The following is a 20461-nucleotide window of genomic DNA, read 5'->3' on the forward strand; positions in this document are numbered from 1 at the left end:
GGCTGCTACAGCTTGGCCATGATCTGGCGTGCAATGATGCGTCCGGCTCGGTTGGCGCCGACCGTGCTGGCTTGCGGGCCGTACCCGGCGAAGAAGATGCGCGAATCGGTCCAGGACGCACCGGAACCAACCGAGACTCCGCCGGCCTTTTCCCGTAGTTTGAGCGGGGCCAGGTGCCGCAGCTCCGGCCGAAAACCGGATGCCCAGACGATCGCGTCGGCCTCGGTGAAGGTTCCGTCGCTCCAGCGCACCCCGGTCGGTTCGATGCTCGCAAACATGGGCCGGGCCACGAGCAGCCCACGGTCGATGCCGGCCGCGATGCGGCGGGTGACCGGCACTCCGGTGCCGCTGACGATGCTCGGGAGGGCCTTGCCGGCACGGGCCGCACGATCCTGTTGCATCACGGCCGCGACGGCGGTCACCTCGGCGAGCTCGTCGGTGTGACTGAAGTCGATCGGGCGACGTGACGCCCAGGTCAGGTCGCTGGCCACCCCCTCGAGCTCGAGCAGAAAGCCGATCGCCGACGTGCCGCCGCCCACCACGATCACCCGCTGGCCGGCGAACGCCTCACTCGAGACATAGCTCGCGGTGTGTACCTGCGTTCCCTCAAACGTGCTCGCGCCCGGGTAGTGCGGCACGAACGGCGCTCCCCAGGTGCCGGTCGCGTTGACGATCATGCGCGCGTTAGTCTTCTGGTCGCCGAAGAGGGGTGAGCTCGTGGCTACGACCAGGTCGGACTGCAGCGGTGCCACGCTGGTCACGGTGACCGGGCGCACCACGTTCAGCTCGTAGTGCTGCTCATAGTCGCGGTAGTAGTCGCTGACGACGTCGCGGGCGGGCAGATTTCGGTCGGCCGTGTCAAAGCTCAGGCCGAGGTCTTTCATGCCGGGAAGATCGTTGACGCGGTGCGCCGACCCGAGTTGCAGGGCCTGCCAGCGGTGCTGCCAGGCACCGCCGGTGCCCGGTCCGCGGTCGAAGATGATGAAGTCCCGGCCGGCCACGAGCTCGAACCGGCGCAGGTAGAAACCCACGGAGAGTCCGGCCTGGCCGGCGCCGATGATGACGATGGGCATGCTGACAGTGCCCGTCATATCGCCCCATTCCTACGGATTAGCCTTGCGAACGGCGTCCGCGGGGCGCAAGGCCCATCATGCTAAACTAAACTCTAGTTTTTACACATTCCGTTCGGCAAATCCCGAGGGTCTCGCGACTCGCTCGGCCTGGCATCGTAAGGGGGTCACGCATGGGGCGCGGCCGTCAAAAAGCAAAGCACACCAAGGTAGCTCGGGAGCTGAAGTATTTCAGCCCGGATACCAACTACAACGCGCTCGAACGCGAGCTCACCGGGCATCCGTCCGACCCGCGTCTCGACGAGGATCTCGCCAAGTGGCCGGAGTACGAAGCGGACAAGGCCAAGAAGTCCGCTGACGCTGGCACCGCTGATTCCGCTGACGATGACGACGATCCCGACGGTGACGATGACCGTTACGTCGACCACTACGCCACCGAAGACGAGAAGAAGCGCGCCTGACGCCGCCCCCGTCGTTCGCAGCATCCGCTCGCAGCAGCCGTTCGCAGCATCCGCTCGCGCTGCCGCGACTCGTAGTCGCCACGATTCATTGATCACGGGTCGCGCAACCGTTCACTGCTTGCGCGCCTGGCCCGCCACGCGCGCAGTCAGACCGCTGCAGCGCGTGCACCAACCGGCCGCGCCGGGCGCTACCGGGCCCGGCGCAGCCCGCTCAAGCCCCCACTCGTGCGCTCGAACCTCCCAACCTCCCGAGGCGCTGGGGCGCGAGGTTAGCTCGCGTAGGCCCCGACAAGACGCACAGCGCCACCGTTGACGCCCTTGGCGCCCTGTTCGAATCCGGTCAGGTCGTGAGCGGCGCGCGAGACCCGACCGGTGACCCAGGCGGGAATGCCGCTCGTGGCCAGCCGGGCGATGACCGACGAAGCGGATGCCGCATCCACGACCGCAAACATGCCCACTCCGAGGTTCCAGGTTCCCTCGGCGCTTTCCAGCGTGGAGCCGGCCATGTCACCGAGAACCCGGAACACCGGGGCCGGGGACCACGTGGAGCGGTCGACCTCGACCCAAGATCCGACGGGCAGCACGCGGGCGAGGTTCGCCGCTATGCCGCCGCCGGTGACGTGACTGAGCGAGTGGATAGCGCCTGCCAGCTCTGGATCGTTGATCACGTCGAGCAGCGGCCCGGTGTACAGCCGGGTCGGCTCGAGCAGAACCTCACCGACCATGCCGCCGAGGTCGGCCGAGGTGTCGGTGTAACCGATGCCGCGCTGCGCCAGGATATGACGCACAAGCGAATAGCCGTTGGAGTGCAGGCCGCTCGAGGCCATGGCGATGACGACGTCGCCGGACACGACCTTGTCGGCGCCGAGAACCTGGTCGGCTTCGACCACGCCGGTGGCCGCGCCGGCCACGTCGTAGTCGTCAGGGCCGAGCAGGCCGGGATGTTCGGCGGTTTCGCCGCCGACGAGGGCGGTTCCGGTCTCGGAGCAGGCGCGGGCGATGCCGGCCACGATTGAGGCGATGCGCTCGGGGACGACCTTGCCGCAGGCGATGTAGTCGGTCATGAACAGCGGGCGTGCTCCGACGACGATGATGTCGTCGACGACCATGCCCACCAGGTCTTGACCGATGGTGTCGTGCTTGTCGATGGCCTGTGCGATAGCGACCTTGGTGCCGACACCATCCGTTGACGTGGCCAGGAGCGGCTGACGGAACTTGGTGAGGAACGACACGTCGAACAGCCCAGCGAAACCGCCGACACCGCCCCAGACCTCGGGGCCGTGCGTATTAGAGACGGCCGACTTCATGAGCTCGACCGCGAGGTCACCGGCCCGGGTATCGACTCCGGCTGCTGCATATGAGGAGTTGCTCATTCTGGTCTTCCCGGGTCACCGAACGGCACCTGGCCCAGGCGGGCCAGGGCTTCTTCTTTGCGTGCGGCGGGTGCCAGCACGGCTTCCAGGTCGGAATCCGGACCGGGGTCGCATCCGTTTGCCGCTGCCGGTCGCTCCAGCAGGTTCTTGCCGAGGTGCTGCGCTTCGGGCAGCGCGATCGGGTAGACGCCGGTGAAGCAGGCGGTGCAGAGGCGCTCGCGCGGCTGCTCGGTGGCGGCGATCATGCCGTCTTCGGAGAGGTAGCCGAGGCTGTCGGCGCCGATCGACTGGCGCACCTCGTCGATCTCGAGGCCAGTCGCAATGAGTTCGGCACGGCTGGCGAAGTCGATGCCGTAGAAACACGGCCAGGTGATCGGCGGGCTCGAAATGCGCACGTGCACCTCGGCAGCGCCGGCCTCCCGCAGCATGCTGACGAGTGCACGCTGCGTGTTGCCGCGCACGATCGAGTCGTCGACCACGATGAGACGCTTGCCCTTGATCACGTTCTTGAGCGGGTTCAATTTCAAGCGGATACCACGCTGCCGGATGGTCTGCGACGGCGCGATGAAGGTACGCCCGACGTAGGAGTTCTTGACGAGGCCCTGGCCGAACGGAATGCCCGATGCCTGCGCGTAGCCGATGGCTGCCGGGGTGCCGGACTCTGGAGTGGGGATGACGAGGTCGGCCTCGACCGGGTACTCGGCGGCGAGCTTGCGGCCCATCTCGACCCGGGCCTCGTGCACGCCGCGACCCGCGATGGTGGTGTCGGGGCGGGCGAGGTAGACGTATTCGAAGACGCAGCCCTTAGGGTCGGCCTTAGCGAAGCGCTGCGTGCGCAGCCCGTTCTCGTCGATGGTGATGAGCTCACCCGGTTCGACCTCGCGCACGAAGCTGGCACCGACGATGTCGAGGGCTGCGGTCTCGGAGGCGACGACCCAGCCGCGTTCCAGGCGGCCGAGCACCAGCGGCCGCACACCCTGGGGGTCGCGGGCCGCGTAGAGGGTGGTTTCATCCATAAAGACGAGGCAATAGGCGCCGCGGAGCCGTGGCAACACCTCGAGCGCTGTGGCTTCAAGGGTGTGGTCGAGGTCGCCGGTGAGCAGCGCGGTGACCACGGCGGTGTCGGTGGTGTTGCCGCGGGCGAGTTCACCGTCAACCTGCGGGTAGCGTTCGTGCACGAGCTGCAGCAGCTCGGCGGTGTTGGTGAGGTTGCCGTTGTGGCCGAGGGCCACCGTTCCGCTCGCGGTACGCCCGAGCGTCGGCTGGGCGTTCTGCCAGCTCGACGATCCGGTCGTGGAATAGCGGGTGTGCCCGACGGCGATGTGCCCCAGCAGGGTGCTCAGCGAAGCCTCATTGAAGACCTGGGAGACGAGTCCCATGTCTTTGTAAATGAGAATCTTGGTGCCGTCGCTCGTGGCGATTCCGGCCGATTCCTGGCCGCGATGTTGCAGGGCATACAGGCCGAAGTAGCTGAGTTTCGCTACCTCTTCGCCGGGAGCCCACACTCCGAAGACACCACAAGCATCTTGTGGGCCCTTCTCATTGGGAAGAAGATCGTGATTTAACAGTCCGTCGCCACCGGGCAAGCCGCAGCCTCTTTACTTCTCGTTGAACGCTTGGGAATCATCGTTGGGGGTGCCGGAGCCAGGCTCAGCGGCACGGTCGTTGGTGCTGTGTTCGTTCGCGCCCAGTCTATCGGCGACCACCGTCATTCGCGATCGACCCACAATACGGTCGATCACCAGCGCCACAGCGGCACCGAGGGTTGTGCCGATGGCTAGGCCTCCGAGCAGCAGAAAGCCGAAAATCTGTGCCCGGTCGTACTCATCATTCTCCGGAAAGGAGACCGTGAGAATGAGGGCGAGCAGCACACCGAGGACCGCTCCGAGCAGCATGAAGTTGCGGTAGCGCGGGGCCCGGTGCACGGTCACGGTCCCCTCAGCCAGCACGGTCTCGCCGGCGCTGCCAGGTGCCGTCGCACCGCCGTTGCTGGTCGACGGGTCTTGGGGTTGTTCAGCGCTGGGCTGCTCAGTAGAACTCACCCGCTCATTGTCCCATGGGCAGATGCGAGACTGACTATATGAACACGATTGCGGTACTCGGAAGCGCCAACATGGATCTCGTCGTACGCCAGGCGCGACTCCCCCGTCCCGGCGAGACGATGTTCGGGGCCAGTTTCACGACGGTTCCGGGCGGTAAGGGGCTCAATCAGGCGGTCGCCGCCGCCCGGTTGGGAGCGGATGTGACTTTTCTGGGAGCGGTAGGGGCGGATGCCTACGGGACGCAATTGCGCGCGCTACTGGCGACCGAGGGCATCCGTTCTACCGAACTGGCCACAGCGGATGCCCCCACCGGTACCGCCCACATCTCCGTCGTGGACAGCGGCGAGAATTCGATCGTCGTGGTGTCGGGCGCCAATGCCACCGTGACCACCTTGAGTGTGGAGCAGCGCGCGATCGTGGCCGACTCAGCCTTTCTCGTCATGCAGTGCGAGCTGCCGGTTTCTGTGCTGGTCGAGGGGATCCGGGTTGCCCGCGCGGCGGGTGTGTTCACCGTGCTGACGCCGGCGCCGGTGGTGTCGCTGCCCGCCGGTTTTCTCGCCTCGGTCGACCTGGTCGTGCCGAACCAGATCGAAGCCGCCGCGCTCACCGGGGCAAGCGACCCGGTGCGTGCCGCCGAGGTGCTGAGCGCCGGGCAGACTTGGGCGATCGTGACCCTGGGCTCGGAAGGGTCGGTCGTGGCGTTTGACGGCGAGGCCCTCGGGCTCGCGCCGGCCCGCCCGGTGACGGCCGTCGATACGACGGCGGCGGGCGACACCTTCGTCGGAGCACTCGTAGCGCGCCTGGCGGTCGATTCCGGGCGCGGCACCGCCGTGACCCCCGATCAGATGATCGAGGCTGTGCGCTACGCCACGGTGGCGTCCTCAATCGCGGTGACCCGCGCCGGCGCCACCACCTCGATGCCGGTTTCGGCCGAAGTCGCGGCAATCCTCACCTGACAGCTGCGCAGCGCGCGCGAGATACCACTTTCGGCCTCATGAGACGCCGCGTACTCAGCGTCGATATCGCTCTTGAGGCGCAGCTCGACGGTTCGTGCCTGCACGTTGTCGGTGACGGTGGCCGACAGGGCGAAGTTGTACGCCGGGTCGGTCTCCGTGAGCGTGTGATCGGTGATCACGGGCGCGGTCGTGTCGGCGGCGACGTTCTTGAGGTCGCTCGGCACCTGTGCCGCGAAAACGTTGCCCGGATTGGCTGCGGCCTTACCGAGGTTCAGCTGCCGCCCGGGATTGCTAGTGTCGATGCCGTATTGGATGCCGTATTGGATGCCGACGTTGGGGTCGACGTCGTCTGCGCCGGCGAGGTTGTAATAGGCCGTGTTGACGCTGAAACCCGTGTTGGTCAGAATTTCGATGCCGCGCGCCGAACCGTTGGCCATTCCGCCGCTGAAGACCTCGACCAGATCACGACCCATGGTGAGGTTGGAGCCGAATGCGGCGTTGAAATCAGAGTCGGTGAGGGCGTCGTTCTGGCCGTTCTTGATCCAGAAGACGAGGTTTCCGCCGGGCGCGATGACCACGTCGGTCGGCGTGCTTGGCCAGAGCACCGCTCCGCTGTTGGTGAGGTCGGCGAGCGGATACAGGTAGTTGAGCATGTAGTCCCCGAAGTTGATAGGTGCGGTGGTCGCGTTGTAGACCTCGATGAACTCGTACCCGTCCGCCGATCCGACGTTGGTCGTGTCGGGCGTGATCTCGGTGACCAGAAGCGGCGGCATGTCGGTGGCGGCCGTCGCCGACAGTGCCGGCGCGATGGCGCCCGCTCCTCCGATCAGTAGCACCAAGCCCAGTGCGATCAGCGACGGGCGGAAGGGACGAGTCGATCTGGGCACGGAGCAACCTTTTGTTTCATGGGGGCGGTCGCACTCAAGCTAGGGGCGGCACCCATCCCGCGTGTGTCTCCCACGTGAACGTCCGGAGCCGCGAGAGCGCAAAAAGTGCCCGATTGAATGCCTCAAACGGGCACTTTTTGCGCTCTCGCGGGCGGGTTAGAGCAGCGGGAGGTGACCTAGCAGAGTGGCTCGGGCGCCGGAGGCGTGGATGGCGCCTGTTGCTACGCCATCGGCCCAGGAGAGAGCGCCGGTGGACAGGGCCAGCCAGGTGGCGGCATCCGTTTCGATGACGTTGGGCGGAGTACCACGAGTGTGGCGGGGGCCGGCGACGCACTGCGTGGCGCCGAACGGCGGCACCCGCACTTCGAGGGTGTTGCCCTCGGCCTGTTCCGCGAGCAGTTGCAGGGTGTAGCGCACGGCTTGGGCACGGATATCCCGGCTCGCGCTGGCGCCCTCGGCGAGCGCGGCCCGCACGGCCGCCCGGCCGGCTCCGTCGTCGATGCGCGCTCGTGCCATGGTCCCAGTCTGCCGGATCAGGCGGGCCCGAGGCATCGGGTAGCCTGAAACGGTGAAAATTCTGGTCCTTGGTTCCGGTGCCCGCGAGCACGCCATCGTCACCGCGCTGCTTCGTGAGCAGCCGCGTCCGAGCGTGGAGTGCGCCCCCGGCAATGCCGGTATCGCCGCCGAGGTGCCGGTCGTGGCGCTCGACCCGAACGATCCGGTGGCCGTGACCGACTACGCGGTGCTGCACGGCGTTGAGCTCGTCGTGATCGGCCCTGAGGCCCCGCTCGTGGCCGGAGTCGCCGACGCCCTGCGCGCCCGCGGCGTCGCCGTGTTCGGGCCCGACCGGGCCGCCGCCGCGCTCGAGGGGAGCAAGACCTTTGCCAAACGCATAATGGATGAGGCCGGCGTTCCCACCGGCCGGGCCGTGCGCGCCGGCACCCTCGCCGAGGCCGAATCCGCCCTCGACGAGTTCGGTGCCCCCTACGTCGTCAAAGCCGACGGACTCGCCGCCGGCAAGGGCGTGCTCGTCACCCCGGATCGGCCGGCAGCCCTCGCGCACGCGACGTACTGGCTCGAACACGGCAGCGTGCTCATCGAAGAGTTTCTCGACGGGCAGGAGATCTCGCTCTTTCTGCTCAGCGACGGCCAGAACGTGCTGCCGCTCTCCCCCGCCCAGGACTACAAGCGTGCCCTCGACCACGATGCCGGCCCCAACACCGGCGGCATGGGCGCCTACTCCCCGCTGCCCTGGCTCGACGCCTCATTCGGCAGCGAGACCGCGTTCGTCGACGAGATCATCGAGACCGTCGCGCTTCCGACCGTGCGTCAGCTCGCCGCCGAGGGCACTCCCTTTGTCGGGCTGCTCTACTGTGGGCTCATCTTGACGGATGCCGGCATTCGCGTGATCGAATTCAACGCCCGTTTCGGAGACCCAGAGACGCAGGTCGTGCTGCCGCGCCTGGTCACGCCGCTGTCCGGCCTGCTGCTGGCCGCCGCGACCGGCGTGCTCAGCGCCCTCCCCCGGCCCGAATTCTCCGCCGACGTGGCGGTGACCGTCGTGCTGGCGAGCGAGAACTACCCGGACACCCCGCTCATCGGCCGCGAAATCACCGGGCTCGAGGCCGCCCTGGCCGTGGACGGCGTCACGATCTCGCACGCCGCAACCCGGCTTCACGATGGCAGGCTCGTCTCGACCGGCGGCCGGGTGCTCAGCGTCGTCGCCGTTGGCGACTCCTTCGCCGAGGCTCGGGCTCGGGCCTACGAGGCTCTCGGCCACGTATCCCTCGCCGGCGCCCACTTTCGCACGGATATTGCCGCCCGCGTGGCCTGACCGCTCTCCCTCATCGGCATCGGACCGGCATCGGCATCGGCATCGGACCGGCATAACTCCTGCAATCTGCTGACCGGCGCCCAAACTTGCCCGTCGTTTCAGGGGTCCGATGTGTCGGGCAGATTTTCTGCAGGAGTTATGCCGGGTGGAGATGCGGGAGAATGAACGGGTGAGCCAATCTGAGCACGAGTCCCCCGCATCCGTTGCCGTCTTGGACGGGTGGCCCCGCGTCTACTCGGGCAAGGTGCGCGACCTGTATGTCGAATCCAGCGCGACAGCGGATGCCCCCTCGCTCGCGACCGCGGCCCGCGTGCTCGTGGTCGCCAGCGACCGGGTGAGCGCCTTCGACCACGTGCTCGAGCCCGGAATTCCGGGCAAGGGCGAGCTGCTCACCACCCTGAGCCTGTGGTGGTTCGACCGGCTGACCGGTGTGCCTAACCACCTCATCGCCGACCACGAGCAGGTCGGCAGCACCGTGCGCGAGCTCATCCCCGCGAGCGTCGCTGGCCGGGCCATGCTCTGCCGCACCCTCGACATGTACCCGATCGAGTGCGTCGTGCGCGGCTACCTCACCGGCAGCGGCTGGAAGGAATACCTCGAAACGCAGGCGGTGTGCGGCATATCGCTTCCGGCCGGGCTGCAGAACGGCGACCGCCTGCCCGAACCCATCTACACCCCGGCCTGGAAGGCCCCGATGGGCCAGCACGACGAGAACATCTCGTTCGAGCGCACCGTCGAACTCGTCGGGCCCACCGTTGCGGCCGAACTGCGCGACCTCTCGCTGTCCTTGTTTCAGGCCGCCGGAACGATCACCGAGAAGGCCGGCGTCATTCTCGCCGACACCAAGTTCGAGTTCGGTGCCGACCGTCACACCGGCGTGACCGTGCTCGCCGACGAGGTGCTCACCAGCGACTCCAGCCGCTATTGGGATGCCGCAGCCTGGCGAACCGGCACCACCCCCGAAACCCGCATGGCCAGTTTTGACAAGCAAATCGTGCGCAACTGGCTCGCGGCGAACTGGGACGGCGTCGGTACCCCGCCCGAGCTGCCGACTGAGATCGTGCAGCAGACCGCGGCCCGCTATCGAGAACTTCTCGAACGTCTTACCGGCGCCTGAGCGCACAGCGACACAACAAAACCGCGACGCAACACAACAGCACACCAACACCACTGCCGGCCCATCCCGTCGCAAACGGGGGGATCCGAACACTGCGAATCGCGGAATAGCCGGGGCGGCGCATCCGTTGTGCCTGCTGTGACCCTCACTGCGAAAGACCTGCTGGCCGCCGACACCGGAATGGGCGCGGTGACTCTACGCGTGGGCAACCTCGACGCAATGATCGCCTACTACCGCGACATCGTGACCTTGGAGCTGCAAAGCCAAGACGGCCCCGTCGCCGTACTCGGGCGCGGCCAGACCCCGCTCGTGATCCTGCAGCACGCCCCCGAGCTCAAGGCCGCCGAAGCACGCTCGGCCGGGCTCTACCACACAGCCATTTTGTTCGACACGCAGGCCGACCTCGCCGCCGCCGTGTACTCGATCGGCACGAAGGCCCCCGGAACGTTCACCGGCAGCGCCGATCACCTGGTCAGCCAGGCTTTCTACTTCACCGACCCCGAGGGCAACGGCATCGAGCTGTATTGGGACCGCGACCGCACCCTGTGGAGCTGGACCCACGGCCAGGTCGAAATGGCCTCGCTCTACCTCGACCCGAACGCATTTATTTCCGAGCATATGTCGGCTGAGCCGAACGAGGGCCATGCCATCGTCGGCCATATCCACCTCTCAGTGGGAGACGTCGCGAGCGCCCGGGAGTTCTATGTGAACCGGCTCGGCTTCGAGGCGACCGCGAATTTCGGGCCCTCGGCGCTGTTCGTCTCGGCTGGAAGCTACCACCACCACATGGCCATGAACACCTGGGAAAGCTCGGGCAGCGGCAAGCGTCGTCTGGCCCTCGGCCTCGGCGAGGTCAGCATCATCGTGCCCAGCACCGACGACGTGGGCGCCTTGGGCGAACGGATGGCCCACTACAAAGTCGACACCACTCACGACGGCCAGACCCTCGCTTTCGACGACCCGTGGGCCAACCGCATCCGAGTGAGCGCAGCCGACCCAGCGACCGTCTAACCCTTACCGGGCGGCGCGGGCCGCCCGACGGGTCAGGCCGTGCACTGTGGCCTGATAGTCCTTCACGTCGAGCGGGCGGCCGGGCAGCTTGGGCCGAGGCGCGTCGGCGGCACGCAGGCCGTCGAGCACGATGGAGAGCTGACGGCGCCACTGGCCGGCGTAACCGTCGCCGAGGCCGCCGAGCGACCCGACCATGGTGACGAGCACGGCGAGGTCGACCGCGTCGACGTCGCGGCGCAGGGTGCCGTCCTTCTTGGCGCGGGCCACCAGGCTCGCGATGAAGCCGTCGAACTCGGCAGCGGGCCTGGCTGACGGGTCGAGCTGTGCCATGCGTCGCAGGATCGGCGGCAATGACGGGTCGGCGACGAGCCATTCGGCGACCCGTTCGGTGTAGACAACGAGCGCCTCCCACGGGGTGGGGGCAGCCTCGATCTCCCCGCGCACCGCGTGCAGTTCTGCCAGAGCCAGGTCGTAGAGCGCCCGAACCAGGTCGTCGCGCGTCGAAAAGTTGCGGTACAGCGTGGCAACACCGACCTCGGCCTGACGCGCGATCTCCTCGAGTGAGGCGTCGATCCCGTACTGGGCAAACTGGGCGCGAGCCGACACTACGAGACGGTCCCGGTTCAGCCGGGCGTCGCGGCGGCGGGGCGCACTCGCTGCGGTTCGCTCGGGTGCAGACGGGGCTGGCACGCCATCCTGGGGCTTTCGGGTCGGCGGGGTCATGCGCTCCAGTCTAGAACTTTGACGTGCCCGGTTCGCTGTGGTGTTGCGCCGACAGCCGCAACCTGCGCACAATTTGAACAAGCCGAACGGAACCCGATGACTCTCAAGAACAACACCCGTGACTTCGACCCCGAGATCGTCACCGATTTTCGAGAGAAGATGAGCTACGGGGCCTACCTCGACCTACCGACCCTGCTCGACGCCCAGAAGCCGGTCAGCGTACCGGAACACCACGATGAGCTGCTGTTCATCATCCAGCACCAGACCACCGAGCTCTGGCTCAAGCTCGTGCTGCACGAACTGCAGGCTGCCATCGAGGCGCTGCGGCAGGACCAGCTCGCTCCGGCTCTCAAGGGCATCGCCCGGGTCAAGCACATTCAGCGAACCCTGACCGAGCAGTGGTCGGTGCTCGCGACCCTCACGCCCACCGAATACGCCCAGTTTCGGAATTTTCTCGGCTCTTCCAGTGGCTTTCAGTCGTATCAGTACCGCGCGGTCGAGTTCGCGCTCGGCAACAAGAACCGCCGCATGCTCACGGTTTTCGAAGCGGATGCCGCTGCCCACACCCTGCTGACCGCCACCTTTGAGTCCCCCAGCCTCTACGACGAGTTTCTGCGCTACCTTCACCGGGCCGGCTACGACATTCCCGCCGCTGTGCTCGAGCGCGACGTCACCGAGGCGTGGACCTTGCACCCCGAACTCGTGCATACCTTTCGGGGAATATACGAGAACGCCTCCGAGCACTGGGCCGCCTATGAGGCCTGTGAAGAACTCGTCGACCTTGAGGACAACTTTCAACTCTGGCGCTTTCGCCACCTCAAGACGGTGCAACGCATCATCGGCATGAAGCACGGTACCGGCGGATCCAGTGGAGCGGCCTTTCTGCAGAAGGCCCTCGAACTCACTTTCTTTCCCGAGTTGTTCGCCGTGCGCACGGAGATCGGCGCGTGACCACTCACTTTCTGGTCGGCCGAGGTACCGTGCTGCCGGGCTTTCTCGACGCACACATTCACCTGGCCCTGATCGACGGAACAGTTTTGCCGAGCGGTGGAATCGCACGGGCCATCGACCTCGGTGGCTGGCTGCCTGACGGCCTCCGGACATCTATGCCCGATCTGGCATATGCGCACCAGTTCATCAACTCTCCCGGCGGCTACCCCAGCCGGGCCAGCTGGGCCGAGCCCACCTGGAGCTGCGCGGTCGCCTCCATAGCGGATGCCACCACCGTGGTCGATTTGCAAGCCGCGGCTGGGGCATCCGTTCTGAAAATTACCCTCAACTCGGTCGCCGGCCCGGTGTTCGGCGCCGAGGTATTGGCCGCACTCGTGGGGCGGGCGCACGAACGTTCCCTGCCGGTCGTGGCGCACGCCGAGGGTGCGGGTCAAGCCGATCGCGCGTTTACCGCTGGAGTGGACGCGTTCGCCCACACCCCTTTTTCGGAGCGCCTCGCCGATGATCTCGTGACCGCGATGGCCGCCCGCATGTCCTGGATCAGCACCCTGGACATTCACGGCTGGGGTCGCCCCACTGCCGCGTTCGAGATTGCCAGCGACAATCTGCGTCGGTTCCACGCGGCCGGCGGGCGGGTGCTGTACGGCACCGACCTCGGCAACGGCCCGCTGCCGCTCGGGTTGAACTCGGGTGAGATCGCGGCGCTGCTCGACGCGGGGCTGACTTCCGGCGAGGTCTTGACCGCCCTCTGCTCGCCGGCACCGCTCGGCCTGACCCTGGCCGATAGCCGGGTGACCTTCATCCCGGGGGAACGGCCGCGCGATCCCCTGGACTTCACCGACTGGCTCTGCACCGCCCGCGCCCTCACCCGCCCCGAACTCGAGGTTCTCGCATGACTCCCAACTTCACCAGCTCAACCGGCCAGGGCGCCCACCTCGCCTTCGCGCGACGGATGGACCGCATCGACGGCCTCGCCCACTACCGCGCCCGGTTCCTCGGCACCGACGCCGACCCCGCCACGGCCAATCCTCGCTCGTACCTCGACGGCAACTCGCTCGGCCGTCCGCTGCGGGCCAGCGCCGAACGCATCACCGACTTTCTCGCCAACGACTGGGGCACCCGACTCATTCGAGGCTGGGACGAGCAGTGGATGGAACTTCCCCTGCAGATCGGCGACGACCTCGGCCGCACCTGCCTCGGCGCCGCGGCCGGCCAGGTCTTCGTCGGCGATTCCACCACCGTGCTGCTCTATAAACTGGCCCGCGCCGCCGTGGATTCGCGGCCGCGCCGCACTGAAATCGTGGTCGACAGCGACAACTTTCCCACCGACCGGTACATTCTGGAGGGCATTGCGCGCGAGCGCGGTCTCACCCTCCGCTGGATCGAATCCGTCACTGAGGGTGGGGTAACCGCCGACCAGGTGCGCAGCGTGGTCGGCCCGCAGACCTCGCTCGTGCTGCTCAGCCACGTGGCCTACCGTTCCGGCTACCTCGCCGATATGCAGGCCATCACCGCCGTCGCCCACGAACACGACGCCCTCGTGCTCTGGGACCTCAGCCACTCGGTTGGGTCGGTTGCGGTCGATCTCGATGCCTGCGACGTCGACCTCGCGGTCGGCTGCTCCTACAAGTACCTGAGCGGTGGGCCGGGCGCACCCGCGTTCGGCTATGTGAAGAGTGATCTGCAGGACGTGCTTTCCCAGCCAATCCAGGGTTGGATGGGCGCGCAGGCCATCTTCGAGATGGGGCCGGGGTATGTGCCGGCCACCGGCATCCGTCGTTTCATGAGCGGCACTCCCGCAGTCGTGGGCATGCTCGCCATGCAGGACACGATTGCCATGATCGATGAGGCCACGATCGGGTCGGTGCGGGCGAAGTCGGTGGCGCTGACCGAGTTCGCCATCACCCTCGTCGATGAGTGGCTGGCACCGATGGGCGTCACCGTGGCCTCGCCGCGGGAGCAGACGCATCGCGGCGGTCACGTGACCATCAACCATCCGCTCATGCGTCAGGTCACGAGAATTCTGTGGGATAACGATGTCATTCCCGATTTTCGCAGCCCCAACGGCCTGCGGCTCGGCCTCGCCCCGCTCAGCACGAGCTTTGTCGAAACCTACGACGGAGTGGCCGCCGTGCGTGACGTGTTGCGCGGCATTCTGCTCGGCCAGAACGGCATCTCCGAGTGACGCGCGCCGGGCCGCCCAAGCTGCGGCCTGTAGAATTGCAGTGATTTGCCACGACTATAAGCCCCAGACTGTATGCGGAGTGCCCTGTGCCAACGATCGTCGTCGAAGTAATGCCCAAGGCTGAGTTGCTTGACCCCCAGGGTAAGGCCGTCGCCGGCGCCCTCGGTCGCCTCGGTCAGACCCAGTCAGCGCTGGCCACCGTCACCGGCGTGCGCGTCGGCAAGCGCTTCGAGATTTCCATTGACGGCGAAGCGGATGCGGCCACCCTCGCGGCCGTGCGCGAGCTCGCCGACACCGTGCTGTCGAACTCCGTGATCGAGGATGTCGTCGGCATCCACGTGCAGAACGCGCCCTCGGCAGCGGTCGTCTGATGCGCATCGGCGTCGTCACCTTTCCCGGCTCGCTCGATGATCGTGACGCTGCGCGCGCGATCCGTCTGGCCGGCGCCGACGCCGTAGCCCTCTGGCACGGCGACCACGACCTGCACGGTGTCGACGCGCTCGTGCTGCCCGGCGGGTTCAGCTACGGCGACTACCTGCGGGCCGGCGCCATCGCGAGCCTCTCCCCAATCATGACCGAGGTCATCGACGCGGCCAATAAGGGCATGCCCGTGCTCGGTATCTGCAACGGATTCCAGATGCTCACCGAAGCCCACCTGCTCGACGGCGGTCTCATTCGCAACGAAGCCGGCCGCTTCATCTGCCGCGACCAGGGCCTGCGCATCGAGAACAATACGAGCGACTGGACCACCGGATTTTCGGCGAACGCCGAGATCGTCATTCCGCTGAAGAACGGCGAGGGCTCGTTTATGGCCAGCGCCGAGACCCTGAAAACACTCGAGGGCGACGGCCGAATCGTGGCCCGCTATATCGGCGGCAACCCGAACGGCTCGCTGAATGACATCGCCGGCGTCACCAACGCCCGCGGGAACGTCGTCGGCCTCATGCCGCACCCCGAGCACGCCGTCGAGGCCGGCTTCGGCCCCGACACCGATACCGCCATGGCGAGCGGCGTCGACGGGCTCGTCTTCTTCACCTCGGTCATCGCCCAGGCACTCGTCTCGCGCTAACGTCCTCAGAAAAGTTTCTGCGGCTGTCCTATCCACGGGCGCCCACGGCCACGACCGTGCGGGTGACCGGAGGCAAGGGTGTTGACGTCGTGCTCAGCGGCGGACCGTACGCCGAAACCAAGGAGGCTCTTACTGGCTTCTACCTGCTCGAATGCACCGACCTCGACGAGGCCATCAAGGTCGCGTCCATGATTCCGGGAGCGTGGAACGGTGCCGTCGAGATTCGTCCGGCGCTGCCGATGACCGGGAAGGTTCCCACGCTCGAGACGAGCGACACCGTCAGCCAGTGAGCACGGGCGAGTTCACGGGCGACCGCGCGGCTAAGCCCCGCGCGGTCTCGACGACTACTTCTGGCTGCACGCCACCCGGGCCGAACTGCTGCGCCGCCTCGGTCGGGAGTCCGAGGCAGCCGTTGCAGCGACTCGGGCGCGCGGCCTCACCGATTCGCCCGCGCAGCAGCGGTTGCTCGAGCATCGGCACCCGGGGCGTGCTACCCGTTGACCGCGATGGCGGCGACCGCGGCCAGGGCGAGGCCCATCCCCGCCACTTGCAACCGGCCGACGCGCTCCTTGAGTACGAGCACCGCGAGCAGCACGGTCACGGCCGGATAGAGGGAAATAAGCACCGACACGAGCGACAGCAGGCCGCCCTGAAATGCGTAGAGCATCGTGACGACCCCGATCACGTCGAGCACCGCCACGAGAAACGCGAACCCGAGAATCGCCCGCGGCGGCCGCGCCAGCTGCCGCGCCCCGGTCGCCACCGCGATGACGATCACGGATGCCACGGTGCGCGACACCACCAGCGGCCACAGTCCGGTTCCGGCCTCGATCTCGTGGGTGAAGACGAAACTCAGGGCGAACGAGACGCCTGAACCCACGGTGAACCAGGCGACCCGGCGGGTGAATCGTGGCGCACGCGCGCCCGAAACGGTGTGGTCGGCGACTCCCGGCGGTTCCCGGCTCACCAGAATGACCGCGACGATGGCGAGGGCGATGCCGCCGTAGGAGATCACTGAGGGGCGCTCCCCGATGATCACCCCGACGATCACCGGAATTCCGGCGACGATCACGGCGGTCAGCGGCGACACCACGCTCATCGGCCCCTCAGCGAGGGCTATATAGAACCACCACATGGCCAGGGCCATCACAGCGCCCGACGCTGCGCCGAACAGCATCGACCGCCAGGAGAATTCCCCGCCGACGAACGCGGCGGCGATCGTGATGATCACCACCGAGATCGGGTACGACATGAGCACAACCCGCAGCGCGGCCACCCGGCGCGACGCGATGCCGCCGAGAAAGTCGCTCATGCCGTAAGCGGCGGCCGAAACCAGGGCGAGGACGACGCTGATCATGCGTGGTGTCGGGGTGAACTGGTGCGCATGAGTTCACGCTAGCAGCGCGCCGATACGAGAGTGGCCCGGCGGGTCACGGGTGGCAGGGCACCCGTGACCCGCCGGGCCACTGTTCAGATCAGTTCAACGTTGGTCGAGCGGATGCTGCCTGCTCGGCCGGGGCGCCGGCTCCTGCCGAAGCTTCCAGGCGAACGTAGGTGGCGCCATCCGTTTCGAGGGTTTCGGGCAGGATGTCACGTTCGATCGTGGTGGCGAGCGGCTTCTCGGTCACGAAGCAGAGCAGGATGACAGCCACAATGACGAGCGGCACCATGTAGAGGAACACCGGGGTGAGCGCGTCGTTGTAGCCGCTGATGATGATCTGGTGAGCGGCCTCGGGAAGGTCACGCACCATGGCCGGGGTGAAGGAGTTGGCGGCACCGGCGCCACCGGCGGGCATCCGCTCGGTGAGTAGTTCGGTCAGTCGGGCGGCGAACAGGCTGCCAACCACGGCGGAACCGATGGAAGCACCGATCTGGCGGAAGTAGTTGTTCGAGGCGGTCGCCGTTCCGACCTGGGAGTTTGGGAAGGAGTTCTGCACGATCAGAATGAGAATCTGCATGCTCAGGCCGAGCCCGAGGCCCATGACGGCGAGGTAGCTGCACAGGATCCAGATTGGCAGGGCCGGGGTCATGGTGGAGAGCAGCACGAGGGCGACGCCGACGATGATCGTGCCCACGATCGGCATCCACTTGTAGCGGCCGAACTTGCTGACCAGCCAGCCGGAGCCGATCGAGCTGATCAGCAGCGCGGCCATCATCGGGATCATCAGGAAGCCGGCCTCGGTGACGTTCGCGCCGGTGACCATCTGTAGGTAGGTGGGCAGGTAGGCGAGGGCGCCGAACATTGCGATACCGGTGATGAGGCCGGCTACGGTCGTGAGGTTGAAGTTGCGGTCCTTGAACAGGTGCAGGGGCATGATCGGCTCGTTGGCGCGACGCTCGACCATGACGAAGGCCACGGCGGCGACGACGGTCGCGATGATGAGCGAGAGGACCAGCAGGGAATCCCAGTCGTAGGTCGTGCCGCCCCAGGTGGTGGTGAGCACGAGCCCGGTCGAGGCCAGGGCGAGCAGGCCCATGCCGGCGACGTCGAGCTTGGGCTTGGCATGGTCTTTCACCGGCAACCGCAGGAAGAAGACGGCGGTCACGATGGCGAGGGCGCCGAGGGGGATGTTCATCCAGAACGCCCAGCGCCAGCCGATGCCCTCGGTGAACCAGCCGCCGAGCAGCGGTCCGGCCACGGACGACAGCGCGAACACGCCGCCCATGATGCCCATGTATTTGCCGCGCTCGCGCGCCGGCACGACGTCGGCGATGATCGCCTGGGAGAGGATCATCAGCCCGCCGCCACCGAGGCCCTGAACGGCACGCCCGATGATGAGCCAGGTCATGTCGGGAGCGAGTCCGCCCACGATTGAGCCCAGGATGAAGATGCTGATTGCGCCGATGAACAGACCCTTGCGGCCGATCAGGTCGCCGAGCTTGCCGTAAACCGGCAACATAATGGTCGACGCGAGAATGTACGCGGTCGTCACCCAGAGCATGTGGTCGACGCCGTTGAGCTCGCCGACGATGGTCGGCAATGCTCAGGTGGTTGTTCAGGTGCGGCTGCGACGATGGCAACGCCCATGCCCCGCCATCACTGGAAAGTCTCGATGACCCCGCGCCTGCTGTTTCGTTCTATTGCCATTGCCGAAGCCGTCACCTGGGCGATGTTGATCACCGGGATGCTCCTGAAGTACGTGTTCGAGGTCGGCGAGGTCGGGGTGCAGATCGGTGGTTTTGTGCACGGTCTCGTCTTCATCGCCTTTGGACTGATGGCCCTGCTCGTGGGCGTGAACCAGCACTGGGGCGTACGCCTCACTCTGATCGCCATGTTCACTGCGATCGTTCCGTTCGGCACGATTCCCCTCGACCGAGGGCTCGAGAAGAACGGCCTGCTCGACGGCGGTTGGCGGCACACCCGCACCGACGACCCCCGCGATCACACCCGGGTGAGCGCTCTATTGCGGCAAATGCTGGCCCGCCCGGTGTTGCTGACGCTGGTCATGGGCATCGCCCTGGTCGGGGTCATGGCCACCCTGCTCCGGATCGGCCCGCCCGGCGGCGCCAGCTAGCCTCCCCTCAATACGGACGGGGCCCAGGCCCCGTCCAAGGAGACAGAACGCGACGCCGGCGGGTCAGCCGAGGGTCGCGGGCGGCTGCGGGGCGAGGCCCACGCGGGGGTGGCGGGCCGTCGCGGCCAGGACGAGGGCGGCATCCGCTCGGGCGAGGGGAAAGGTCGTTCCGACCAGGGCCGAGAACGGATGCCGGTGCCAGGCTCCCCCGAGATAGGTCACCGCCTGCGCCAGGTCGCCCGGCGTGTAGTTGTGCACGCCGCGCACGGTGACCAGGCGGCGCACTATCAACTCCGGGTCGAGCAGCACCGGGTCATCGGGCGAGACACTGCCGACCAGCACGACCACTCCGCCGACGCCGATCAGGTCCAGCGCGGTTTGCACGGCCGGCCGGGCGCCGCTCAGCTCGAGGGCGATCGTCGGCTCGGCGGCAGCGGCATCCTGCATCGCGGCGAGTACGCTCGCCACCCCGGTCGGCGACTCGCGCGGCGCGCTCGGGTCGGCGACGGCGGCGGCCCCGAAGGCGAGCGCGAGCTGACGCCGGGCGGGGTCCGGGTCGCTGACCACCACGAGAGCACCGGCATCCGTCGCCATCGCGCAGGCCGTCACCCCGAGCATCCCCGCGCCGGTCACCAGTACGGTCGCTCCGGCCAGCGGCACAAGAGCGGATGCCGCCCCCAGCGCCGCGACCACCGTCGCGGTCGCGCAGGAGGCCGGCGCCAGAACCGTGGCCGGCACCTGTTCGTCGACGACCACGACCGCTGTTCCGGCACGCACCTGCACGTGGGTGGCGAATCCGCCGCTGAGTTCCCAGCCGCGCTGCATGCGCTCGTGGCCGTATTTAACCAGCTCGAGGCACTTGTGGGGCAGGCCGCGGCGGCAGCGCACGCAGGTTCCGCAGCTTACGGCGACCGACCAGACCACCCGCTGCCCGACCCGCAGTGGCATTCCATTTGCGGCATATGACTGATCGGTGACGGCCACGATGCGGCCGATCTGCTCGTGCCCGAGTACGAGCGGCTTCGAAGCGAGGCGGTGGCCCAAAGCCGTGTGCACGTCGGAGCCGCAAATCGTGGCCAATTCGACCTCCACCAGCACGTCGCCGGGCCGAAGCAGCACCCCGGGTACCGCCACGCACTCCAGGGGCAGGCCGACACCCGACCAGACCATGGCCTCGGCGGCGCGCGGCAACACGACCTCCCGTCCGACGCCGAGAGTGAGGGCCGGCAGCGTCACCGGTTCAGCGATTGGATCGTATTCGGGCATG

At 67.2% G+C, this 20461-nt stretch carries 23 protein-coding genes; 12 read left to right on the plus strand and 11 right to left on the minus strand.

The genetic code is table 11. The annotated features are described in order from the left end of the window. Nucleotides 1–5 precede the first annotated feature (5 nt). Nucleotides 6–1091 carry an NAD(P)-binding domain-containing protein gene (locus E3T35_RS02290; protein WP_092338047.1) on the minus strand — a complete coding sequence of 362 codons (1086 nt, stop codon included), beginning with the start codon at nt 1089–1091 and terminating at the stop codon, nt 6–8. A 152-nt stretch (nt 1092–1243) separates the two neighbouring features. Between E3T35_RS02290 and E3T35_RS02295 the strand changes: the two genes are divergently transcribed. Then, entirely contained in the window at nt 1244–1531 is a 288-nt protein-coding gene (locus tag E3T35_RS02295; RefSeq protein ID WP_092338049.1) for a DUF3073 domain-containing protein, read from the plus strand. Nucleotides 1532–1800: 269 nt separating this feature from the next. Here the strand turns inward: E3T35_RS02295 and purM are convergent, their stop codons facing one another. The 3 genes from purM to E3T35_RS02310 are packed head-to-tail and all read right to left on the minus strand — an operon-like array spanning nt 1801 to nt 4946. After that, nucleotides 1801–2904, minus strand: a complete 1104-nt coding sequence (gene purM / locus E3T35_RS02300) for a phosphoribosylformylglycinamidine cyclo-ligase (protein WP_134377768.1) — start codon at nt 2902–2904, stop codon at nt 1801–1803. Next, nucleotides 2901–4490: an amidophosphoribosyltransferase gene (purF, locus tag E3T35_RS02305; RefSeq protein WP_233197286.1), complete on the minus strand. Its 1590-nt coding sequence runs from the start codon at nt 4488–4490 to the stop codon at nt 2901–2903. The genes purM and purF overlap by 4 nt, the downstream gene beginning before the upstream one ends. 12 nt (nt 4491–4502) lie before the next feature. Beyond that, a complete protein-coding gene (locus E3T35_RS02310) occupies nt 4503–4946 on the minus strand; it encodes a hypothetical protein (protein WP_134377769.1) in 444 nt (147 codons plus the stop codon). 38 nt (nt 4947–4984) lie between these two features. Between E3T35_RS02310 and E3T35_RS02315 the strand changes: the two genes are divergently transcribed. After that, nucleotides 4985–5902, plus strand: coding sequence for a ribokinase (locus E3T35_RS02315; RefSeq protein ID WP_134377770.1), 918 nt, complete (start codon nt 4985–4987; stop codon nt 5900–5902). On the opposite strand, the gene E3T35_RS02320 is transcribed toward E3T35_RS02315, so the two are convergent. Together E3T35_RS02320 and E3T35_RS02325 are read right to left on the minus strand one after the other, a co-directional pair. Next, nucleotides 5809–6789 (minus strand): lamin tail domain-containing protein, encoded by a 981-nt coding sequence (locus E3T35_RS02320; RefSeq protein ID WP_134377771.1) that lies wholly within the window; start codon nt 6787–6789, stop codon nt 5809–5811. The genes E3T35_RS02315 and E3T35_RS02320 overlap by 94 nt on opposite strands. Before the next feature lie 156 nt (nt 6790–6945). Beyond that, complete coding sequence (locus E3T35_RS02325) at nt 6946–7305, minus strand: sterol carrier family protein (protein WP_134343890.1); 360 nt, start codon at nt 7303–7305, stop codon at nt 6946–6948. Between the two features lie 52 nt (nt 7306–7357). Between E3T35_RS02325 and purD the strand changes: the two genes are divergently transcribed. From purD to E3T35_RS02340, 3 genes are all read left to right on the plus strand, one after another. After that, the gene (gene purD, locus E3T35_RS02330) at nt 7358–8623 is read left to right on the plus strand and encodes a phosphoribosylamine--glycine ligase (RefSeq protein WP_134343891.1); all 1266 of its coding nucleotides are present in this window, start codon (nt 7358–7360) and stop codon (nt 8621–8623) included. 151 nt (nt 8624–8774) lie between these two features. After that, nucleotides 8775–9740: a phosphoribosylaminoimidazolesuccinocarboxamide synthase gene (locus E3T35_RS02335; RefSeq protein ID WP_134343892.1), complete on the plus strand. Its 966-nt coding sequence runs from the start codon at nt 8775–8777 to the stop codon at nt 9738–9740. Nucleotides 9741–9920: 180 nt separating this feature from the next. Beyond that, nucleotides 9921–10751: a VOC family protein gene (locus tag E3T35_RS02340; protein WP_134343936.1), complete on the plus strand. Its 831-nt coding sequence runs from the start codon at nt 9921–9923 to the stop codon at nt 10749–10751. 3 nt (nt 10752–10754) lie between these two features. On the opposite strand, the gene E3T35_RS02345 is transcribed toward E3T35_RS02340, so the two are convergent. Beyond that, nucleotides 10755–11474: a TetR/AcrR family transcriptional regulator gene (locus E3T35_RS02345; RefSeq protein WP_134377772.1), complete on the minus strand. Its 720-nt coding sequence runs from the start codon at nt 11472–11474 to the stop codon at nt 10755–10757. Between the two features lie 96 nt (nt 11475–11570). On the opposite strand from E3T35_RS02345, the gene kynA reads away from it, so the two are divergent. The 6 genes from kynA to E3T35_RS02375 all read left to right on the plus strand — a co-directional run bounded on the left by kynA (nt 11571) and on the right by E3T35_RS02375 (nt 15969). Beyond that, nucleotides 11571–12425, plus strand: a complete 855-nt coding sequence (kynA, locus tag E3T35_RS02350) for a tryptophan 2,3-dioxygenase (protein WP_092338065.1) — start codon at nt 11571–11573, stop codon at nt 12423–12425. Further along, a complete protein-coding gene (locus E3T35_RS02355; RefSeq protein ID WP_134377773.1) occupies nt 12422–13321 on the plus strand; it encodes an amidohydrolase in 900 nt (299 codons plus the stop codon). The genes kynA and E3T35_RS02355 overlap by 4 nt, the downstream gene beginning before the upstream one ends. Then, nucleotides 13318–14610: a kynureninase gene (locus E3T35_RS02360; RefSeq protein WP_134377774.1), complete on the plus strand. Its 1293-nt coding sequence runs from the start codon at nt 13318–13320 to the stop codon at nt 14608–14610. Before E3T35_RS02355 ends, E3T35_RS02360 begins: the two co-directional genes overlap by 4 nt. Before the next feature lie 86 nt (nt 14611–14696). Beyond that, nucleotides 14697–14981 carry a phosphoribosylformylglycinamidine synthase subunit PurS gene (locus E3T35_RS02365; protein ID WP_092338071.1) on the plus strand — a complete coding sequence of 95 codons (285 nt, stop codon included), beginning with the start codon at nt 14697–14699 and terminating at the stop codon, nt 14979–14981. Then, entirely contained in the window at nt 14981–15679 is a 699-nt protein-coding gene (gene purQ / locus E3T35_RS02370; protein ID WP_134377775.1) for a phosphoribosylformylglycinamidine synthase subunit PurQ, read from the plus strand. Before E3T35_RS02365 ends, purQ begins: the two co-directional genes overlap by 1 nt. A 56-nt stretch (nt 15680–15735) precedes the next feature. Continuing rightward, entirely contained in the window at nt 15736–15969 is a 234-nt protein-coding gene (locus tag E3T35_RS02375) for a YciI family protein (RefSeq protein WP_198420988.1), read from the plus strand. Here the strand turns inward: E3T35_RS02375 and E3T35_RS02380 are convergent. The 3 genes from E3T35_RS02380 to E3T35_RS02390 all read right to left on the minus strand — a co-directional run bounded on the left by E3T35_RS02380 (nt 15959) and on the right by E3T35_RS02390 (nt 18660). After that, a complete protein-coding gene (locus E3T35_RS02380; protein WP_134343899.1) occupies nt 15959–16153 on the minus strand; it encodes a hypothetical protein in 195 nt (64 codons plus the stop codon). The two genes, E3T35_RS02375 and E3T35_RS02380, sit on opposite strands and share 11 nt — an antisense overlap. A 16-nt stretch (nt 16154–16169) precedes the next feature. Next, nucleotides 16170–17036, minus strand: a complete 867-nt coding sequence (locus E3T35_RS02385) for an EamA family transporter (protein WP_134377777.1) — start codon at nt 17034–17036, stop codon at nt 16170–16172. A gap of 118 nt (nt 17037–17154) precedes the next feature. Beyond that, nucleotides 17155–18660, minus strand: a complete 1506-nt coding sequence (locus tag E3T35_RS02390) for an MDR family MFS transporter (RefSeq protein ID WP_370449293.1) — start codon at nt 18658–18660, stop codon at nt 17155–17157. A 45-nt stretch (nt 18661–18705) separates the two neighbouring features. Between E3T35_RS02390 and E3T35_RS02395 the strand changes: the two genes are divergently transcribed. Further along, nucleotides 18706–19194 (plus strand): DUF3817 domain-containing protein, encoded by a 489-nt coding sequence (locus tag E3T35_RS02395; protein WP_241988705.1) that lies wholly within the window; start codon nt 18706–18708, stop codon nt 19192–19194. Between the two features lie 63 nt (nt 19195–19257). Here the strand turns inward: E3T35_RS02395 and E3T35_RS02400 are convergent, their stop codons facing one another. Beyond that, on the minus strand, nt 19258–20460 hold the full coding sequence (locus tag E3T35_RS02400) for an alcohol dehydrogenase catalytic domain-containing protein (protein ID WP_134377778.1): 1203 nt from the start codon (nt 20458–20460) through the stop codon (nt 19258–19260). Nucleotide 20461: the final 1 nt, after the last annotated feature.

The organism is Cryobacterium sp. TMT1-2-2, from assembly GCF_004403505.1.
GTDB lineage: Bacteria > Actinomycetota > Actinomycetes > Actinomycetales > Microbacteriaceae > Cryobacterium > Cryobacterium flavum.